The following is a 20,060-nucleotide window of genomic DNA, read 5'->3' on the forward strand; positions in this document are numbered from 1 at the left end:
TGTTGAAACGGCAGGCCCCGCAAAGGAGCCTGCCGTCATTCTGCCTGCCTAGGCCACTTTCAGGGTGGCGTTGCTGGACTGCTCGGCCGTCCAATAGGGCACGGTGCGGCGCTTCAGCATCTCGCGGAAGGCTGCCGTGGTGTTTGCCAGTAGCTCTCCCGAGCCCCAGTCCACGATCACGCCGTACTGGCGGATGAGATCGAACATATCGAGTTCTTTCGCCCGATAGCGCGCGGCGATCTGCTCGGCATCCTCGTCGAGCCAGGCCTTGCGATGCGAGGCGATGCGCGCGCGCTCTGCCAGCGTCGCCTGTTCGTCCAGCTTGTACTCGCAAAGGTCGGCGTCGATCTCCTCCACGACCACGCCATAGTCCTTCTTCGCGCGGCCGACGGAGACGTAGCCTTCGATCACGTCGTTGAGCACCGCATCGGGATCGCGCTTGAGCGGATCGCCCAGGCCGCCGCCGCCGGCCGAAGGACGCTGCACCGTGTCGCCCTGCTGCAGCGGCACGCCCGAGAACAGCGAGCCGAGATAGCGTTCGTTCTCCTGGCCCTGGTTGACCCAGACGCCGTGCGGGATCGAGGGCAGCCCGCCCCACAGCCCCCAGGTGATCGAGCGTTCACGGTCGCAGCAGTAAGAGACGACGGTGCGTTCGCACGCATAAAGCGTGCCCCCCTTCTGGACGCCGAGGCCGCCGCGGAACTCGCCCGGCCCGCCGGAATCGACCATCAGTTCGTGGCAGGTGGTCAGCACCGGCGAAAGGCGTTCCTGCCCTTCGAAGGGTTGGGTGCCGAGCTGCACGCCGAACACCGGCCCTGTCGCGGCCCAGCCGTCGCGGCCGTTGCGGGCGCCCCAGCCGCCGACCATCCAGTCGTACCACATGAAGTACGGCTTGCCTTCGTGGCGCGTGTCGCGACCGCCGATCAGCAGATAGTCGAGGTTGAAGGTGCAGGCCATGGCGCGTTCGGGCAGCACTTCCGCCCACAGCTCGAACACCGCGTTCATGATCTTCTCGAACGGACCGGAGGCGAAACCGGCGACCGGCGTCGGCCATTCGGCATTGACGACCGAGCCGATCGGGCCGGGATCGACCGTGACGACGCGGTAGAAGCCCGAATTCATCGGGATGTCCGGAGACTGCATCTTCGTTCCGGCGACCACGGCTGCGAAGGCGCCGCCATAGCAGCAGTTTAGGAACGAGCCGACGGTCTTGGGATGCGATCCGGCCAGGTCGTAGTGGACGCGGTCGCCGTCGATGGTCATCTTCACCTTGATCGGGACTAGGCCTTCGCCCTCGTCGGGGTCAACGTCGATATAGTCCGTCGTCTCCCACACGCCGTCCGGAAGCTCGGAGATGCGCTGGCGCGTCATGTCCTCGACATAGTCCTGGACTTCGCTGAACGACTTCTTGATCGTCTCGACGCCGTACTTGTCGCACAGCCGCTGGATCTCGCGCTCGGCGAGCCGGCATGCCTCCGACTGGGCCTGAAGGTCGCCGATGATGTCGTTCGGCGCCCGGGTGTTGTGGGCGATCAGTTCGGCGACGTCGGACAGGTAGACGCCCTTGCTGTAGACGCGGATCGGCGTGATGCGCAGTCCCTCGGCCATGTGGTCGAGCGCGTTCACGTTGAACGAGCCCGGCACGGCGCCGCCGACGTCGGCCCAGTGGCCGTTGGCCTGGGCGAAGCCGAGCAGTTCGCCCTTGTAGAACATCGGCGCGAACAGGCGGGTGTCGTTGAAGTGGGTGCCGCCCTGGTAGACGTCGTTGATGACGAAGACGTCGCCCGGATGCACGTCCTTGCCGAACTTCTTGATCACCGCCTTGGCGGTCAGGTGCAGGGTGCCGACATGCGCGGCGATGTCGCCGCTGCCCTGCATGATGGTGTCACCCGTCGGGTCGCAGAGTGCCGACGAGAAGTCCCGCGAATAGATGACGAACGAATAGCAGGTCCGCAGGATTTGCTCGGCCATCTGGTCGACGATGTTCACGTAGGCGTTCTTCAGAACCTCGAACGTGACCGGATCGAGCGTGCGGCGATCTTTTCTCGGTGCCATTTTCAATCTCCAATTCGAATTTGTCGTGACGGGCGCTTTGCTCAGGAAAGCGGCGGAACATTCATCTTGATGATCAGGTACTGATCGACCTCGGCCTTGATCCCGGGCGGAACCAGGATGGTGGAGTCGAGCTGATCGATGATGGCCGGCCCCTCGACCACCGCACCAGCGTGCAGCGTCGAACGGTCGTAGACCGGCGTCTTGATGCGCTGTGGCACTTCGTCGAAGCGAACCATGCGCTCGGCCACCGGGGCTGGAAGCGGGGCGTTCCGCACCTCATGCTTGGCGAGTTCCGCCTTGCGGTTGAGGCCGGTCGCCTTGACCTGGATGCGGCACACCTCGACCGGGGCGTCCGGGCGGGAGTAGTTGTGCTCGCGTCCGTGTTCCTCGTGGAACTGCTTGACCGCCTCGTCGAGGTTCTTGATGTCGGCGCTGACCGGGATCGACATCGACCGCCATTGCCCGAGATAGCGCATGTCGATGAAGCGCTGGAACAGCATCCGGTCGGGGGTGATGTCCTCGGTCAGCAAACGATCGCGGCCGTCTTCCTCCAGCACGCGGAACGCCGCGTTCAGGTCTTCCATGTCGATGTCGCTGACGGTAGCGGTGTACATCTGCGTGATGTCGTGGGTGATGTCGACCAGCAGGCACCCCAGGGCCGAGGTCACGCCCGGATTCGGCGGAATGAGAACCACCGGGATGTGCAGGTCCCGGGCGAGGGGAACGCCGTGCAGCGCCCCGGCTCCGCCGAACGCCACCAGCGCGAAATCGCGGGGGTCATAGCCCTTGCGCAGCGACACCAGGCGAACCGCGTCGGCCATATTGGCGTTGGCCACCTTCAGGATGGACAGCGCCGCCTGCTCCGTCTCCATGCCGAAGGGTTCGGCGATGACGCGGTCGATGGCCTTTTCGGCGAGCTTTACGTCCAGCTCGACCTTGCCGCCGGCAAGCTTCGTCCCGAGGCGGCCCAGATACACGTTGGCATCGCAGTTGGTCGGCTCGGTGCCGCCCTGGTTGTAGCAGACCGGACCGGGCGTCGAGCCCGCGGACTGCGGACCGTTGCGCAGCGCGCCGGCGGCATCGCGCCAGGCCAGGGAACCGCCGCCGGCGCCGATGGTCAGGACTTCGATGCTGGGGAAGCGGATCGGATAGCCATATTCCACATGCCAGTCGTTGGTGACGTGGAGGTGGCCGTCCGAGCACAGGCTGATGTCCGTGCTGGTGCCGCCCATGTCGAGGCTGATGGAGTTCTTGTAGCCGGCCAGTTCGGCGATGAAGCGGCTCGCGATGGCGCCCGCCGCGATGCCGGAAGCGGCCAGGCGCGCGGCGAATTTCGTGGCGCCCTTGGCGGTCATCACGCCGCCGCCGGAATGCAGCAGCAGCACCTCGCCGTTATAGCCGCCCTTCTGCATGCGGCCTTCCAGCTCGGCGCCATATTGACCTGCGACCGGACCCAGAACCGTGTTCGCGACAGTGGTGTTGAAGCGCTCGTGCTCGAAGATCTCCGGCATGATGTCGCTCGACAGCGAAATCGTGAGATCCGGAATTTCCTCCAGCAGGATGTCGCGCATCCGCTGCTCGTTGGCCGAGTTCATGAAGGAATTGACGAAGCAGATGGCGACGTTGTCGACCTTGCGCTTCCTGATCACGCGGGCGAGTTCGCGGGCCTCGGCCTCATCGACCTCCTCGATGATCTTGCCCGAATAGTCGACGCGTTCCGTCACCACCAGCCGGTCGCGGCGGGCCAGATAAGGCGGCGCCATTTCCTTGTAGGTGTCCCACAGGTCGTCGCGGGTGCCGCGCCTGATCTCGATGACGTCGCGAAAGCCCTTGGTCGTGACCATGAGAGCCGCCGGAAAGCGGCGGGTGATCAGGGCGTTGGTCGCCAGCGTGGTGCCGTGCGAGAACAGGATGATGTCCTTGAGGGCGACGCCGCCCGCGTCGATGCCCCTGAGCACGCCGTCGATCGGATCGGGCGTCGTCGGGGTCTTGGCGACGTGTATGTTTCCCGACGCTTCGTTCAGGATACACACGTCGGTGAACGTGCCGCCCACGTCGCAGGCGACGCGTACCGCGGCTGCTTCTCTCGCTTCGATAGTCATTGGTGCTCTCTCCTCCGTTCGACCAACGAAAACAGACAAACCTTCCCTGAACCCGCCCCATGCACGGAGCGAGCTTCCTGGTCGGAAGAGCCGCAAACCTGTATTCAGGCGCAGTCTTCCTTCCGGCATTTTCCAATGCCGTTTAGTGTGTCGATGATGTTGATAGCTTCGTTGCTAGCGTCAAAAGTTCACGCTCAAGCAACCGACGAAGTCGGCTGCTGAATAGTCGCATGCAAAAGACAAAAAGCTCCCGCAGGTCAACTTCCCACGGGAGCTACGTTGCTCCTATTTGTCGCATCGATGCGACATATTCACTTTTGCGTATGTGCGACATTGTGTCAACCGCTTAATTATCGCCGCATCGTTTTTTCTCACCGGCATGACAAACCCCGCCGTCACTCGCTCGCCTGCTCGATCAGGACCCCGCGGCCGGGCAACAGGTCGCTGGCGTTTATGACGGCCATCGCAATCGCTTCGATCGTGGTGCGCTTGTTCATCGCCTGCTCGCGCAGGGTCTGATAGGCGGCCTGCTCGGACATGTTGTTGGCGACCATGAGGATGGATTTCGCCTTGTCGATGTCGCGATGCGCCTTCAGCTTGGTGTTCATCCGGTCCAGGCGCGTGCGCAGTCTTTTTTCCCGCTTGTGGTTGTTCACGCTGAGCAGCACGTTGGCCAATATGCCGAAGGTGCGCAGCGGCAGTCCGATCACCGCCTGCGCCTGCAGCCGAAGCAGCCTGTCGACGATGATCGGGTTCTCGTAGTCGACGACCGCGATCAGGACCGCGGGAGGATCGTCGGCATTCCAGTTCAGGACGATGTCGTCTTCCACGATGGGCCGGAGGAAGACGAAGACGACATCGATGTCACTGGGCCAGTCGACGGGAGGCGGCCAGTTCACCTGGACCTGGCAACCGATGCGTTCAAGGTGCTGGCATAGCTCGTCGCCCTCGCTGCTTCTGGGCTGTAGCAGCAAAATCCGCAAACTGCGCAGATCCTTGATGAGGATCGGCGCGGACCGATCGGCGGGCAAACTGGCGCTTCGTACTACCATCGTCCCTCTTGGAGGCAACCGGGCTGAAGGAACAGGATCGCTTTCGGTGCGGCCCGGCTTATGTGTTTCCAGCCCGCAGGCATGGGCAACGGCCACCTGGAACCGTTCCTGGGGAAAACCCGCATAGTGGCGGCGGTACGCCGTTTTCGACAAGCCATCTGGTCACCAAATCACGCTCTCCCCCGCGCCATCTTGGTATTTCGAAGCTTCAGTCGAACTGCGTCGTGAGTTCCCGCGTCTCGGCCTCAGGCTGATAGTCGACCTGATAGGGCTCGGGAGCCACCGCATTTTTTGCGGCCCACAGGATCTGGAACTGGCCGTCGTCGCCGACGCGACCGATTTTCGGCCAGACATGGGTATGCGCGTTTGTGGGATCGACGCGGACAGGCCCTTGGGGGGCATCGAATTCCGCCCCGAGAACCGCGGCGCGCAGGACGTCAGGGTCGTCGGTCCGGCACCGGCGCATCGCTTCCGCCACGATGTGGACCTGGAAGTAGGCGGCCTCCCAGCACATGTTGGTCACCACGTCGTCGCCGAACATCCGCTTGTAGCGCTCCACGCATATCCGGTTTTTCAGGCTGCTTTGGGATTGGAAATAGGTTGCGCAGGTGATGTGTCCGATGCCCGCTGCCGTTCCCATGGCCTGCACGTCGGATTCGCTGGTGGTAAGGCTTGCTATGGGCATCGTCCTGGCATCCAGCCCCGCCTCCGCATACGCCTGGTAGAAATGCGTGATGGCCTCGCCGACGAAGTTGCAGAAGACGACCTGGGGTTTTCGGCGCTTGATCTCGGCAACCAGGGGCTCATAGGCGTCCCGCCCGGCATCGAGTTTCAGATATTGCCGGCCGACGACCCGCCCGCCATGCGATTCGACCATCTCGCTCATGATCCGGTCGGATTCGCGCGGCCAGATATAGTCGGAGCCGACCATGTAGAACTGCGTGCCAACGTTGTTCAGCAGGAATTCGCCCAGCTTGGCGCTGTTCTGGTTCGGCGCGGCGCCGAAATAGACGGCGTTGCGCGAGCACTCGAACCCCTCATATTGGGCGGCGTAGCAAAGCAGGCCGAAGCGGCGCTCGACCGCCCGCAGCACGGCTTTGCGCGAGCTCGACATGTAGCAGCCGAAGATGACCTTGACGCGGTCTTCGGTCAGCAGCCGGTTCGCGGTGCCGTAATAGGCAGCCGGATCGCCGGCGGGATCATAGTGGATCGGCACCAGTTCCCGACCGTCGATCCCGCCTGCTTCGTTGACCTCGCCGATGGCGAACAAGGTGGCATTCAGCATGCTCTGCTCGGTGATCGCCGTCAGTCCCGACCGGGAAAACAGGACACCGACCTTGATCGGCGCTTGGGCTAGATTCCTTGCCACCATTGACTCCGCCAATTGCATCCGGAGCCATAAACAAAACGCTCCGCACGGGCCACCGTTGCAGAGCGCCTTTGCTCATATCGAATATTTGACGTCAGTGTGGCTTAAGGCGTAGCCGACGTCAAGCCGATGAACATCCGTAAGCCTCCGGCTACGAGTGTACCGTCTTCAGCGGCGACTGCTGCGCAGGCGGGGCTTGGGCTTGCCAGCGGGTGCCAGATCGGCGGCGACGACATGTTCCAGCACCTGCACGGCATGGGTGAAGGTGGCCTCCGGTATCGTCGCTTCCGTGGTTTGCGGGCCGGTCTCGTCCTCGGCGTCGATCTGCTGGATGGCCATCAGCCAGTGGATTTCATGCCGCCCGATGGGCTGGCCTTCCTGTTCCCATATTTCACGCGCCCGCCGGCAAAGACGCGCGTAACGTTCGTTGCGTTCCCGCAACGGGTCTCTCCAGATGGCGCGCGGCGTCATCCCCGACTCCTCATGGCCGGACTCCTCATGGAAAGCAACCGAACGGACAAGAACGCGGAATGTTCCCTTTTTGAGCGCCGCATTCGGCCGGCGGGGTCTTCTGCGCGGGCAGGCGGCGCGAAACATTGGCCATTGCATTTGGCGATCGGGAACGATCGCCCGTAAGATGCATTTCAGAAAGGGGGCATATAGGCAGACCGGCAGGAATCTGTTCCATGAAGATTGCGCATGTCGCACCGCTGTACGAATCCGTACCGCCGCGTCTTTATGGCGGCACGGAAAGGATCATCTCCTATCTCACCGAGGCCCTGATCGATCTGGGTCATGAGGTGACGTTGTTCGCGAGCGGCGACAGTGCCACCTCCGCGAAGCTGGTGGCGTGCCGCGAACAGGCGTTGCGGCTCGATCCGCGCCCGCTGAAATCCGAGATCGCCGCCCATCTGTCGATGCTGGACGAAGTGAGACGGCGCGCCGCAGAGTTCGACCTCATTCATTTTCATCTCAGCCATTTCCAGCATTTTCCCTTCTTCGAACATATAGCTGAGCGGACGGTGACGACGCCGCACGGCCGGCTCGACTATGTCGACCTCGCCTCCGCTTACACACGCTTCCCGCGCTTCCCGATGATCTCGATCTCGCGCAGCCAGCGCGCGCGGCTGCCGCAGGCCAACTGGATCGCGACCATCGAGCACGGACTGCCGCTCGATCTCTATGAACCTGATTACGAGGCTGCGGCCGGAGGCACCTATCTGGCCTTCCTCGGCCGGCTTTCGCGCGACAAGCGGCCCGACCGTGCCATCGAGATCGCGCGCCGCGCCGGCCTGAAGCTGAAGCTTGCCGCCAAGATCGGCGACGACGACCGTGCCTATTTCCGCGAAACGATAGAACCGTTGATCGACGGCGAGCGCGTCGAATATGTCGGCGAAATCGAGGAGGCCGGAAAGGCCGAGTTCCTCGGCAACGCCGCCGGGCTGGTGTTTCCCATAGACTGGCCGGAGCCGTTCGGGCTCGTGGTCATAGAGGCGATGGCCTGCGGCACGCCGGTGATCGCCTGGAATTGCGGTGCGATGCCGGAAATAATCGACTATGGCACCACAGGGTTCCTGGTGGAATCGATCGAGGACGCCGTGGCCTCCGTGCCCGAACTGCTGCGGCTGGATCGTCGCAAGGTGCGTCAGGTCTTCGAGACCCGCTTTTCGGCGCGGCGCATGGCGCGCGATTATGTGGCGGCCTATGCCCGGCTGCTCGGCGGCAGCGCCGAGTCGAAGGCATCCTGACGGCAGGCGCGTTCGGATGGCTTCGGCAGAAAAAGCAGATCGCAGGGACGAGACCATGCACGTAACCCCGCTGGACGAGCGCAGGCTCGATCCCGCCGTGGCGCTCGCGGCGCTTGACGAGACTGCGCCGCGCGAACCGCATCGGCTGTTCGCGTTGAAGCACGGGGATTGCTTCGCCGTGGCAGATGCCTATGGCGACATCCGCGGTGCCGGGGATGGCTTCTTCCGAGATGATACGCGGGTGCTTTCGGAGTTCCGGCTGTCGCTCGGGGGGCGCTTCACTTCGCTGCTGGGCGCTTCGCTCAGCCAGGACAATGTGCTCTTCACCACCAATCTCACCAACCTGCCGATCAAGAGCGCCGGCGGCCGCGACATCCCGCAAGGCGGCATCCACATCGAGCGTATGCGGCTGATCTGGGAGAACCGGCTGTTCGAGCGCATCACCTTGTCCAACTACAGTCAGGAACACTCCACGGTGCAGCTGTCCTTGCAGTTCGCCGCGGATTTCCGCGACATGTTCGAGGTGCGCGGCACGACGCGGGCGAAGCGGGGCATGGTGCATGCCGCCGAGGTGGGTCCCAGCTCCGTGGCGTTGCGGTATGAAGGGCTGGACAAGCTGGTCCGCAGTTCGGTGTTGTCCTTTTCCCAGCCGCCCGACCAGCTTCTGGACGACCGCGCCGACTTCTACATCGCCGTCACCAAGCGCAGCCGCCGCACGCTTTATGTCGAGGTCGGCGCGGAGGCCGACGAAACCCCTGGCCGCGAGCGTTTTCGGGCCGCCACGGCGCGCGCCCGCTTCGCCATGCGGGCGAAGCGGCGTCACGGCGCCACCGTGCACAGCTCCGGCCGGGTGTTCAACGACTGGATACAGCGCGCCCGCGCGGATGTGGCGCTGCTGACCACGGAACTGCCGACCGGCCCCTATCCCTATGCCGGCATACCGTGGTTCTCCACGGCCTTCGGGCGCGACGGCGTGATCTCGGCCCTGCAGATGCTGTGGCTCAATCCCGAACTCGCGCGCGGGGTGCTGTCGTTCCTTGCGCAGCATCAGGCGACGGAAACCTCGCCCTTCAGCGACGCACAGCCCGGCAAGATCATGCACGAGACCCGCAAGGGGGAGATGGCGGCGCTCTCGGAGCTGCCTTTCGGCCGCTATTATGGCGGCGTCGACACCACGCCGCTCTATATCCACCTTGCGGCCGCCTACGCCGACCGCACCGGCGACATGGGCCTCATCGACGGGCTGTGGGACTCGCTCACGGCCGCAGCCGGCTGGATGGAGGACGCCAGCCGCGACACCGGCTTCGTCACCTACCAGCGCGCCGCCGCTTCGGGCCTGGCCAACCAGGGCTGGAAGGACAGCGTCGATTCGGTCTTCCATGCCAACGGCCGCATCCCCAAGGGGCCGATCGCGCTGGTCGAGGTGCAGGGCTATGTCTTCGCCGCCTATCGTGGCCTTGCCGCCCTGGCCAGGCGGCGCGGCGACGATCCGCAGGCCGGGCGCTGGGAGCTCCAGGCCGAGAAGATGCGCTCCCTGGTGGAGGAGCGCTTCTGGCAACCGGACATCGGCACCTACGCCCTTGCGATCGACGGCGAAGGCCAGCCTTGCAAGGTCCGCACCTCCAACGCGGGGCATCTGCTCTATGTCGGCCTGCCGGAACCGGAGCGGGCGCGCCTGGTCGCCGACCAGCTTCTCTCGGCGTCCTTCCAGTCGGGCTGGGGCATACGCACCCTGGCCGACGATGCCATCTTCTTCAATCCGATGTCCTATCACAACGGCTCGATCTGGCCGCACGATACGGCCATCTGCACGGCCGGGCTTTCCCGCTACGGCGTTCGCGACAGCGTCGTGCGCTTGATGAGCGGCACCTTCGAAGCGGCCGTGCACTTCAACATGCGGCTGCCGGAGCTTTTCTGCGGCTTCACCCGCGCGCCCGGCGAAGCGCCCATCGCCTATCCGGTGGCCTGCCTGCCGCAGGCATGGTCAGCCGGTTCGGCCTTCATGTTCATGCAGGCATGCCTCGGCCTCGAAATCGACGGCTGGAAAGGCGAGATCAAGGTGACGCGGCCGCGGCTGCCGATCGGCATCGACAATCTGGTCATTCGCCACCTGCAAGTGGGGGATGTCGTCGTCGACCTGAATTTCCAGCGAGTGGGGGATCGTGTCGTCGCCTTCCTCGACGACCGGCACGAGGGGCTTGCGCCGTTGATCGTGCGTACATGAGCGATTGCTGGAACAGAATGCCGCGTCGCGCGTTGCCCGCAATGTGACCGGACACCAAACCGGGAAAAATCCACGAAGACGCATATGGGGAGCTCCGGGCGGGGGCTGAAGGTGTTTCGACTGTCATGACCAGCAACAACCCGGACCTGTTCCTGTCGCTTTCGGCAATCTGGGTTCTCGTTTTCGCAAGCCTGATACTCTCGGTCGTCGCAGTGGTATCGGTTGCGCGCGCACGCCGCGAGCGCGGTTCTCGCAAGGCAAGCGCCCGTCCGGAACAGGAATCGAATGCGGAAGGCAGGTCATTGCTGCGTGAATTCGAGAAGAACGGTCAGTCGGCGGACGCAGCCTTGGTTAACTGGACGCCCGAGACGTTGCGCAAGATCCTGACCGAGGATTTGCCGGACGCGCAGGTGATCATCGTTTCCAACCGCGAGCCGTATATTCACAATTTGAAGGAAGACGATGGCAACGCCGAAGCCGCGGAAGTGGAATTGGTGGTGCCGGCCAGCGGGCTGGTATCGGCACTGGAACCCATCACCCGCGCCTGCGGCGGCACCTGGATCGCCTATGGCGGCGGCACTGCCGACCGGCTCACGGTAGACGCCCATGACCGCGTGCAAGTGCCGCCGGACAGCCCGTCCTATACGCTGCGCCGCGTCTGGCTGACCCCGGAAGAGCATGAGGGCTACTATCTCGGCTTCGCCAACGAGGGACTGTGGCCGCTCTGCCACATCGCGTTCACGCGGCCCGTCTTCCGTGCGTCGGACTGGGAACTCTACGAGGAGGTGAATCGCAAATTCGCCGACACGGTGGTCAAGGAAGCGCGCAACGAACGGCCGATCGTCCTGGTGCAGGACTATCATTTCGCGCTCTTGCCGCGCATGATCCGGGAGCGCTTGCCGGAGGCGATCGTCATCACCTTCTGGCATATCCCGTGGCCGAATTCCGAGGTCTTCAGCATCTGTCCCTGGCGCGAGAAGATTCTCGACGGGCTGCTCGGCAGCTCCATCATCGGCTTCCACACGCAGTTCCATTGCAACAATTTCATCGAAAGCGTCGACCGCTTCCTCGAAAGCCGTATCGAGCGCGAGGATGCCGCCATCTCCTATGGCGGCCAGACCAGCCTCGTGCACGCCTATCCGATCTCGATCGAATGGCCTCCGGTGCTGCTCCAGGGCCTGCCGTCCGTCGCCGCCTGCCGCAGCAAGGTCCGGGAAAAATACGGGCTGGCGGAGAACGTCAAGCTCTGCGTCGGCGTCGAGCGGCTCGACTACACCAAGGGCATCATCGACCGCTTCCGGGCCTTGGAGCAATTGTTCGAGATGCACCCGGAGTGGATCGGCAGGCTGACGTTCCTGCAGGTCGCCGCGCCGAGCCGCGGCACGCTGCCGGCCTATCGCCAGCTCCATGCCGAATGCCTGCGCTATGCGGAAGATATCAACCGGCGCTTCGGGCGCGACGGCTACAGCCCCGTCCTGATGGTGGCCGAACACCATTCGCAGCGCCAGGTCTATGAGATCTATCGCGCCGCGGATTTGTGCATGGTCACCAGCTTGCATGACGGCATGAACCTTGTCGCCAAGGAATTCGTCGCGGCACGCGACGACGAGCAGGGCGTCTTGCTTCTGTCGATTTTCGCCGGCGCGTCGAAGGAGTTGCTGGAGGCGCTCATTGTCAATCCCTACGACGCCGCCTCGATGGCGGATGCGCTCCTGCAGGCGCTGACCATGCAGTCGGACGAGCAGCGGAGCCGAATGCGGCGCATGCGCGAGATCGTGCGGGACAACAACGTCTACCGCTGGGCCGGGAGCATGCTTCTGGATGCCGCCCGTCTGCGCAAGCGCGGAGAAATGGACCGCGCCACTGGCGGCAACGGGCCGCCTCCGGGCGGAAACAACGTCGTCAACATGTTCCGCCACGGCCGGGTGGCCGCGCTATGAAGGTGGCACCGCCGCAGCCGCCCGATCTTCGCAACGACAACTGGGCCCTGTTCCTCGACATTGACGGCACGCTTCTGGAGCATGCCGCCCATCCCGACGATGTCGTCGTCGGCGCGGAACTGCGCGATCTTCTGGTCGCCCTGAACGATTGCCTGGGCGGCGCGTTGGCTTTCGTCACCGGGCGCTCGGTCGCGGCGGTCGATCACCTGTTCGCGCCGCTTCGGCTGCGTGCCGCCGGCCTCTACGGCCTGGAGCATCGGCTGGAGCCGGAAGGGCCCGTTACCGCGGCTGACGAACCTGCGGACATCGCGGCGCTCGCTCGCGAGCTGGAGGCCGAATTTGCCGGACAGAACGTCTATATCGAGCGCAAGGGGCCGATCCTCGCCGTTCATACGCGTGCCGCCCCGCATCTTCTTGCCCGGTCGATCGAACTGGTCGAACAGGCCCTGGACAGCCTGCCGGACGGTTATCGGGCCCTGCCGGGAAACGCCGGCGTCGAGCTGATGCCGCTTGAAGCGGCGAAAGGCGCGGCGATCCGCCGTTTCATGGCCATGTCGCCCTTCCGCGGCCGCCGGCCGGTGTTCCTGGGCGACGATACGTCGGACGAGAACGGCTTCGAGGCCATCAACGAAGCCGGCGGCCTGTCGGTCAGGGTCAGGCCCGACGGCGCAACCATTGCGCAATATTCGGTCGCGAACGTCGCGGACGCCTTCGCCTGGCTGAGCCGGTTCGAGCATGTCAACAGGTCCTGATCCTGATTCTGACCGGCTGGCCGGTACTTTTGGGGGCGCGAAAGGCCGCGTTTTCAATGGTTTTCGCGACGATCTGCGATTTTTTTTCCGCAATGTTCCGGTCGCCTCGCGCCGTCGCGCAAGAAGAAACGCATCGCCTCGGAAACAATCCTTGGAATGATCGTCTCAAAGTCGCTTTGTAGCAAATTTATTGCACCTAGCCCGCAACATCATTCATTTGTCAGAAGCCATTCCGGCACGGCAAACCTGCCCTCGGCCCACATTCGGAAGCGACGTTTCGGCGACCGGACGAGGCCTCACGCAGCTTGCAGAAAGTGTTGGAAGTCACCGCCATGACAGCGTTGGAATTTCCGGGACCGGGACTGACCGCCGAGCAATGGGTCCAGATCAGCGCGCTTGCCACCTCGTTGCGCCCCGGCCAGGCGCTCTGGCTCAGCGGCTATTTTGCCGGGGTCGATCATGCCGCACGCGGCTTCGGCGGCGATACGCCCTCCCTGCTGCACGAAGGCGGCGCCAAGGCGGTCGCCGCCGCGCCGGGCACCGTCGCCACGCGCACGCTGACCATCCTTTATGGCTCCGAGACGGGCAACAGCGCGGCCCTCGCCAGGACGCTTGCCGCCGCCGCCCGCGCCAAGGGCATCGAACCGACCGTCGCCGACATGTCCGACTACAAGCCGCGCCGGCTGAAGGAAGAGCAGGACCTGCTGATCCTCGCCTCCACCCATGGCGAGGGCGAGCCGCCGCGGTCGGCCGCCGGGTTCTTCGAGTTTGTCGAGGGACGCAAGGCGCCGCGCCTGGAGGGCGTGCGCTATTCGGTGCTGGCGCTGGGCGATTCCACCTACGAATTCTTCTGCGGCGCCGGCAAGCGGCTGGACGAGCGGCTGGCCGAGCTTGGCGCCACCCGCATCCGCGAACGCGTCGATTGCGACGTCGACTATGAGGAGCCGTCCGCCGAGTGGATCGCGGCTGTCGCGGACGAGCTTGCACCTGCCAAGGCGAGCGCCGTGCCGGCCACGGTCGCCGCCCTGCAATCCTCGACCGCCGTCGCCTCCGCCTTCGACAAGCGCAACCCGTTCCGGGCAACGGTGACGGAAAACCTGCTGCTGACCGGCCGCGGCTCGAGCAAGGAAACGCGCCACGTGGAACTGTCGATCGAAGGTTCGGGCTTGTCCTTCGAGCCGGGTGATGCGTTGGGCATCGTGCCGCGCAACGATCCGGCACTGGTGGAATCCCTCATCAGGGCGCTCGGCCTCGACGCGGCGGCCACAGTCTCGGTCAAGGATCGGACGCTGTCGTTCGGCGAGGCGCTCGGCGGCACCTTCGAGATCACCGCCGCCACGCCCCGCTTCCTCGACCAGTGGGCTGAACTCTCCGGCGCCGGCGAGCTTCAGGCGCTACGTGGCGAGGGTGCCGCTGAGGCGCGCCGGGCCTTCCTTGAAGGCAATCACGTCATCGACATCGTCAAGCGCTTCCCGGTGCCGGGCATCGATGCGGCAAGCTTCACCGCCGGCCTGCGTCCGTTGCAGCCGCGCCTCTATTCCATCGCCTCCAGCCAGGGTTTCGCGCCGGACGAGGTGCATCTGACGGTCAGCACCGTGCGCTATGACCTCAACGGCATGGCGCGCAGCGGCATCGCCTCCGGCCATCTCGCCGACCGTTGCAACCTCGACGCCGAACTGCCGGTCTATGTGCAGGCCAATCCGCATTTCCGCCTGCCGGGCGACGACGTGCCGATCATCATGATCGGCGCCGGCACCGGCGTGGCGCCCTACCGCGCCTTCCTGCAGGAGCGCGAGGCGCGTGGCGCCGGCGGAAAATCCTGGCTGTTCTTCGGCGAACGCAACTTCGACAGCGACTTCCTTTACCAGACCGAATGGCAGGGCTTCCTCAAGGACCAGGTGCTGACGCGCATGAACGTCGCCTTCTCCCGCGACGGCGCGACAAAAGTCTATGTCCAGCACCGGCTGGCCGAGCAGGCCCGCGACGTCTACGCCTGGCTCGAAGAAGGCGCACACGTCTATATCTGCGGCGACGGAGCCAAGCTGGCGCCGGATGTGCAGAAGGCACTCGTCGCCGCTGTCGCCGAGCAAGGCGCAAAGAGCCCGGAAGCGGCCGCCGACTATATCGGCGCGCTGCAGGCCGCCCATCGCTACCAGATCGACGTTTATTGAGAGGCAGCCGTGAGCGTAGTTGAAGTGGATCGCAGCCGCGACATCTCGCAGCCGCTGGAGAAGCTCGGCCCCGACGAGACGATGAAGGCCAACAGCGACCAGCTGCGCGGCACCATAGCCGCCGGATTGGAGGTGGAACTGACCGCGGCCGTGCCCGGCGACGACATCAAGCTGATGAAGTTCCACGGCGTCTACCAGCAGGACGACCGCGACATCCGCGACGAGCGCCGCCGCCAGAAGCTGGAGCCGGCCTATCGCTTCATGGCGCGCGTGCGCCTGCCGGGCGGCGTGCTGTCGCCCACCCAATGGCTGAAGCTCGACGCGCTCGGCCGCGCCTACGCCAACAACACGCTGCGGCTCACCACCCGCCAGACCTTCCAGTTCCACTACGTTCATAAGAAGAATCTGCGCGCCCTGATGCAGGGCCTGCATGAGGTGCTGCTGGACACCAAGGCCGCCTGCGGCGACGATGCGCGCGGCGTCATGGCCTCGATCAACCCGCAGCTGTCGGCCCTGCACGCCGAGGTCTACGCGCTGGCCAAGGCGGCGAGCGACCATGCCATCCCCAGGACCGGCGCCTATCGCGAGATCTGGTACGGCGAGGAGCGCGCGGCAGCGACCGGCGAACCGGAGGAGCCGCTCTACGGCAAGACCTACATGCCGCGGAAGTTCAAGATCGGTTTCGTCATTCCGCCGATCAACGACATCGACGTCTATGCCCAGGACCTCGGCTTCATCGCCGTCACCGAGGGCAAGGAACTGAAAGGCTTCAACGTCGCCGTCGGCGGCGGCATGGGCCGCACCGACAACGCGCCGAAGACCTATCCGCGGCTCGCCAGCGTCATAGGCTACATTCCGAAGGGCAAGGTGATCGAGACCTGCGATGCCGTCATGACGGTGCAGCGCGACTATGGCGACCGGGTGGATCGCAGCCGCGCGCGCTTCAAATACACGGTGGACGATAAGGGCCTCGATTTCATCAAAAGCGAGATCGAATCCCGGCTGGGCTTCGCGCTGGAGCCGGCGAAGCCCACCCACTTCACCTCCAACGGCGATGCCATCGGCTGGCAGCGCGGCGAGGACGGACGCGAACATTTCACGCTGTTCGTCCAGAACGGCCGCGTCAGCAATTTTTCTGATCTGGCGCTGTTCGACGGATTGCGGGCGATTGCGCAAGTGCACAAGGGCATGTTCCGCGTCACGCCGAACCAGAACCTCATCATCGCTGATATCGAGCAGGCCGACCGGCCGGCGATCGAGGCGCTGCTGAAACAGTACAGGCTCGACACCCTGAACAACGCCAGCGGCCTTCGCCTCAATTCCATGGCCTGCGTGGCGTTCCCGACCTGCGGGCTCGCCATGGCCGAAAGCGAGCGCTACCTGCCTTCGCTGGTCGGCAAGATTGATACCATTCTGGCCGAGTACGGACTTTCCGAGGAGCCGATCACCATCCGCATGACCGGCTGCCCGAACGGCTGCGCGCGGCCCTACATCGCCGAGATCGCGCTGACGGGGCGGGCACCGGGCAAGTACAACCTCTATCTCGGTGGCGGCTTCCACGGCCAGCGCCTCAACAAGATGGTGCTGGAGAATGTCGCCGAGCCGGCGATCCTCGACCTGCTCGGCAAGGTGATCGCCCATTTTGCGCGCGAGCGACAGCCCGGCGAGCGCTTCGGCGATTTCGCCATCCGTGCCGGCTACGCGGCCGAGGTCAAGGAAGGCCGCTTCTTCAACGATTGAGCATTGCAGGAAAGGAACATGGCGATGTCGTTACAACTGGGCCAGGTCGCCCCTGACTTCGAGCAGCAGAGCACGCAAGGCACCATCCGTTTCCACGAATGGCTGGGGGACAGCTGGGGCATCTTCTTCAGCCATCCGAAGAACTTCACGCCGGTCTGCACGACCGAGCTTGGCGAGGTGGCGCGCCTGAAGCCGGAGTGGGACAAGCGCAATGTCAGGCCGCTCGGCCTTTCCGTGGACGACGTGAATGCGCACAATCTCTGGGAAAAGGACATCGCTGACACGCAGGGGCAGTCGCTGAATTTCCCGATGCTCGCCGATGCCGACAAGAAGGTTGCAAATCTCTACGGCATGATCCATCCCGAGACCGATCCCACGGTCACGGTCCGGGCGGTCTACGTCATCGATCCCAACAAGAAGATTCGTCTCAGTCTGACCTATCCGCCGAGCGCGGGCCGCAATTTCTCCGAGATCCTGCGCGCGATCGACAGTTTGCAGATCACGGACAGCCAGAAGGTCTCGACCCCGGTGAACTGGGAGCCGGGGCAACCCGTCATCATCTCGCCATCCATCTCCGACGCCGAGGCGAAGCAACGCTTCCCGCAGGGCTGGACAGAATTGAGGCCCTATCTGCGGCTGGTACAACTGGCCGGGTAGGCGTCCGGACGCTCTTCTTTCGGCGCAGGTCCGGTTCGGATGTCCGCCGAAAGACACGGGACCAAAATATTACCCTTATGCGAAACGAGGTGAGAAGCGGTCCATGGCGCCGGCTGCAACCTCGGGCTGCACGGGTGCGCAGCCTCAGATGGCTCTGACAGCTTATGGTTGTTGCCCCCTGCCACGTGCGATCCGGGCGACGTCTGCCCGGGTTCTCAGGCTGTACTTAGCTCCGGCGTCCAAGATGCTATGGACGCTGCGCCGGTGGAGGTCTGGCGGGCGCAATGCATTAGCTGGTTCGGGACCAAATTTCGCTTCGGCATGCGCATTTGCGTTAAGGCGGCGTTCTGCTTTGGTTTTTTTGTCGCACTCCGAAGTGCCGGGTGCGACCTTTTTGCGAATTTGATCGTCCTGTGTGCGGCGCTATCCGTTAATTCGTCGGCAAAATGCGTGTCGTTCCAAGAATGTCGGGGTGGCCGCTAGACAATCGGCCCTGCGCCGCTATTCTGCGCCGTATGGGTCGGCAGCGATGTCGAGTCCCGACATCGCGATGCAGCCAGAAGTCGAAATATCGAGACGAGGCAGCGAGAGGACGTGATGGTTTCAGGGCTGACGGTCGGCGAGCGCCAATGGGCGCTCGGCACGGTTCTGGTGTTGGCGCTCGTGGGCCTTGCCATGGCTGCCGGCGGACGGGGTGATCCGATGGGCGCCCATGGGTTCGTCGTCCTCATTTTCAGTGTGCTGGTCGGTTTCGTGGTCATGGCCGGCTATTACGCGTCGGAACCCGACGAAGCGCGCCTTGCGCACTACTACGACGATCCCATCAAGGCCGGCATCGTGTTCACCATGGCGTGGGCGATCTTCGGCATGGCCTTCGGGGTGTGGGTGGCGGCATTGCTCGCCTGGCCCGACCTCACTTTCGATCAGGCCTGGGCGAGCTTCGGCCGCCTCCGGCCGGTGCACACAACCGGCGTCATCTTCGGTTTCGGCGGCAACGCGCTGATCGCGACCTCCTTCCACGTCCTGCAAAGGACCTCTCGCGCGCGCCTGCCGGACCAGTTCACGCCCTGGTTCGTGCTGCTCGGCTACAATCTGTTCTGCATCCTGGCGGTGACCGGCTATTTCATGGGCATCACCCAGTCCAAGGAATATGCCGAGCCGGAATGGTACGCCGACATCTGGCTGGTGATCGTGTGGGTGGTGTATTTCCTGATCTACATCCGCACGCTGATGCGCCGGAAGGAGCCGCACATCTACGTCGCCAACTGGTACTACATGGCCTTCATCCTGGTCGTGGCCGTGCTGCACATCATCAACAACCTGGCGGTTCCGATCTCCTGGGGCTCGGCCAAGAGCTATTCGCTGTTCTCCGGCGTGCAGGACGCCATGACGCAATGGTGGTACGGCCACAACGCCGTGGCCTTCTTCCTGACCTCCGGCTTCCTCGGCATGATGTACTATTACCTGCCCAAGCGGGCCGGACGGCCGATCTTCTCCTACCGGCTTTCGATCATCAGCTTCTGGGGCATCACCTTCCTTTACATGTGGGCCGGCTCGCATCACCTGCACTACACGGCGCTGCCGCAATGGGTGCAGACGCTGGGCATGAGCTTCTCGGTGATGCTGCTGGTGCCGTCCTGGGCGTCCGCCGGCAACGCGCTGGCCACGCTTAACGGCGCCTGGCACAAGGTGCGCGACGACGCCACGCTGCGTTTCATGATGGTCGCCGCCGTCTTCTACGGCCTCTCGACGTTCGAGGGCTCGTTCATGGCGATCCGCCCGGTCAATTCGCTGTCGCACTACACCGACTGGACCGTCGGTCATGTCCATGCCGGCGCGCTGGGCTGGGTGGCGATGATCACCTTCGGCTCGATCTACGCCCTGGTGCCGTGGATATGGAAGCGCGAGACCATGTATTCGCCCAAGCTGGTCGAGGTCCATTTCTGGTTGGCCCTGACGGGCACCATCGTCTACGTCTTCGCGATGTGGAACTCGGGCATCATACAGGGCCTGATGTGGCGCACCTACAATGACGGCGGCACGCTGGCCTACTCCTTCATCGATTCCGTCGAGGCCATGCATCCCTACTACATCGCCCGCGCCTTCGGCGGCCTGCTGTTCCTGCTCGGCGCGATCGTGGGGACCTACAACGTGATGATGACCATCCGTCAGGGCAGGGCGGCCGCGCAGGAAGCCGGCGTGGACGTGCCGGCGCTTCGCCCGCAGGGCGCCGCGCAGGCTGGAGAATAA

13 protein-coding genes are annotated in these 20,060 nt (G+C 64.2%); 8 read left to right on the plus strand and 5 right to left on the minus strand.

Translation table 11 applies throughout. From position 1 onward, the window contains the following. Nucleotides 1-48 precede the first annotated feature (48 nt). The 5 genes from QU595_RS00760 to QU595_RS00780 form a co-directional block, all read right to left on the minus strand. Nucleotides 49-2,055: a hydantoinase B/oxoprolinase family protein gene (locus QU595_RS00760; RefSeq protein WP_315918288.1), complete on the minus strand. Its 2,007-nt coding sequence runs from the start codon at nt 2,053-2,055 to the stop codon at nt 49-51. A gap of 41 nt (nt 2,056-2,096) precedes the next feature. After that, nucleotides 2,097-4,157 carry a hydantoinase/oxoprolinase family protein gene (locus tag QU595_RS00765; RefSeq protein WP_315918289.1) on the minus strand — a complete coding sequence of 687 codons (2,061 nt, stop codon included), beginning with the start codon at nt 4,155-4,157 and terminating at the stop codon, nt 2,097-2,099. 395 nt (nt 4,158-4,552) lie between these two features. Next, nucleotides 4,553-5,305 (minus strand): ANTAR domain-containing response regulator, encoded by a 753-nt coding sequence (locus tag QU595_RS00770; protein ID WP_315918290.1) that lies wholly within the window; start codon nt 5,303-5,305, stop codon nt 4,553-4,555. Nucleotides 5,306-5,417: 112 nt separating this feature from the next. Continuing rightward, entirely contained in the window at nt 5,418-6,578 is a 1,161-nt protein-coding gene (locus QU595_RS00775) for a transporter substrate-binding domain-containing protein (RefSeq protein ID WP_315918291.1), read from the minus strand. Between the two features lie 168 nt (nt 6,579-6,746). Further along, complete coding sequence (locus QU595_RS00780; RefSeq protein ID WP_315918293.1) at nt 6,747-7,049, minus strand: DUF2934 domain-containing protein; 303 nt, start codon at nt 7,047-7,049, stop codon at nt 6,747-6,749. 215 nt (nt 7,050-7,264) lie between these two features. Between QU595_RS00780 and QU595_RS00785 the strand changes: the two genes are divergently transcribed. From QU595_RS00785 to ccoN, 8 genes are all read left to right on the plus strand, one after another. Further along, nucleotides 7,265-8,326 carry a glycosyltransferase family 4 protein gene (locus QU595_RS00785; protein ID WP_315918294.1) on the plus strand — a complete coding sequence of 354 codons (1,062 nt, stop codon included), beginning with the start codon at nt 7,265-7,267 and terminating at the stop codon, nt 8,324-8,326. Nucleotides 8,327-8,381: 55 nt separating this feature from the next. Continuing rightward, a complete protein-coding gene (locus tag QU595_RS00790) occupies nt 8,382-10,550 on the plus strand; it encodes an amylo-alpha-1,6-glucosidase (RefSeq protein WP_315920628.1) in 2,169 nt (722 codons plus the stop codon). Between the two features lie 125 nt (nt 10,551-10,675). Continuing rightward, nucleotides 10,676-12,490, plus strand: coding sequence for a trehalose-6-phosphate synthase (locus QU595_RS00795; protein WP_315918296.1), 1,815 nt, complete (start codon nt 10,676-10,678; stop codon nt 12,488-12,490). Beyond that, nucleotides 12,487-13,242, plus strand: a complete 756-nt coding sequence (otsB, locus tag QU595_RS00800) for a trehalose-phosphatase (protein ID WP_315918297.1) — start codon at nt 12,487-12,489, stop codon at nt 13,240-13,242. The genes QU595_RS00795 and otsB overlap by 4 nt, the downstream gene beginning before the upstream one ends. Nucleotides 13,243-13,574: 332 nt before the next feature. Continuing rightward, complete coding sequence (locus QU595_RS00805; protein ID WP_315918299.1) at nt 13,575-15,413, plus strand: assimilatory sulfite reductase (NADPH) flavoprotein subunit; 1,839 nt, start codon at nt 13,575-13,577, stop codon at nt 15,411-15,413. A gap of 9 nt (nt 15,414-15,422) precedes the next feature. After that, complete coding sequence (locus QU595_RS00810) at nt 15,423-17,153, plus strand: NADPH-dependent assimilatory sulfite reductase hemoprotein subunit (protein WP_315918300.1); 1,731 nt, start codon at nt 15,423-15,425, stop codon at nt 17,151-17,153. A gap of 24 nt (nt 17,154-17,177) precedes the next feature. After that, a complete protein-coding gene (locus tag QU595_RS00815; RefSeq protein WP_315920630.1) occupies nt 17,178-17,810 on the plus strand; it encodes a peroxiredoxin in 633 nt (210 codons plus the stop codon). Between the two features lie 597 nt (nt 17,811-18,407). Beyond that, nucleotides 18,408-20,060 carry a cytochrome-c oxidase, cbb3-type subunit I gene (gene ccoN, locus QU595_RS00820; protein ID WP_315918301.1) on the plus strand — a complete coding sequence of 551 codons (1,653 nt, stop codon included), beginning with the start codon at nt 18,408-18,410 and terminating at the stop codon, nt 20,058-20,060.

Origin of the sequence: Mesorhizobium sp. SP-1A, assembly GCF_032460275.1 — a bacterium.
GTDB lineage: Bacteria > Pseudomonadota > Alphaproteobacteria > Rhizobiales > Rhizobiaceae > Mesorhizobium.

Coding starts and splice junctions, on each gene's coding strand:
- QU595_RS00765 (WP_315918289.1), bottom strand. CDS start 4,157: ATGACTATCGAAGCGAGAGAAGCAGCCGCGGTACGCGTCGCCTGCGAC.
- QU595_RS00790 (WP_315920628.1), top strand. CDS start 8,382: ATGCACGTAACCCCGCTGGACGAGCGCAGGCTCGATCCCGCCGTGGCG.
- QU595_RS00815 (WP_315920630.1), top strand. CDS start 17,178: ATGTCGTTACAACTGGGCCAGGTCGCCCCTGACTTCGAGCAGCAGAGC.
- otsB (WP_315918297.1), top strand. CDS start 12,487: ATGAAGGTGGCACCGCCGCAGCCGCCCGATCTTCGCAACGACAACTGG.
- QU595_RS00760 (WP_315918288.1), bottom strand. CDS start 2,055: ATGGCACCGAGAAAAGATCGCCGCACGCTCGATCCGGTCACGTTCGAG.
- QU595_RS00780 (WP_315918293.1), bottom strand. CDS start 7,049: ATGACGCCGCGCGCCATCTGGAGAGACCCGTTGCGGGAACGCAACGAA.
- ccoN (WP_315918301.1), top strand. CDS start 18,408: ATGGTTTCAGGGCTGACGGTCGGCGAGCGCCAATGGGCGCTCGGCACG.
- QU595_RS00805 (WP_315918299.1), top strand. CDS start 13,575: ATGACAGCGTTGGAATTTCCGGGACCGGGACTGACCGCCGAGCAATGG.
- QU595_RS00785 (WP_315918294.1), top strand. CDS start 7,265: ATGAAGATTGCGCATGTCGCACCGCTGTACGAATCCGTACCGCCGCGT.
- QU595_RS00795 (WP_315918296.1), top strand. CDS start 10,676: ATGACCAGCAACAACCCGGACCTGTTCCTGTCGCTTTCGGCAATCTGG.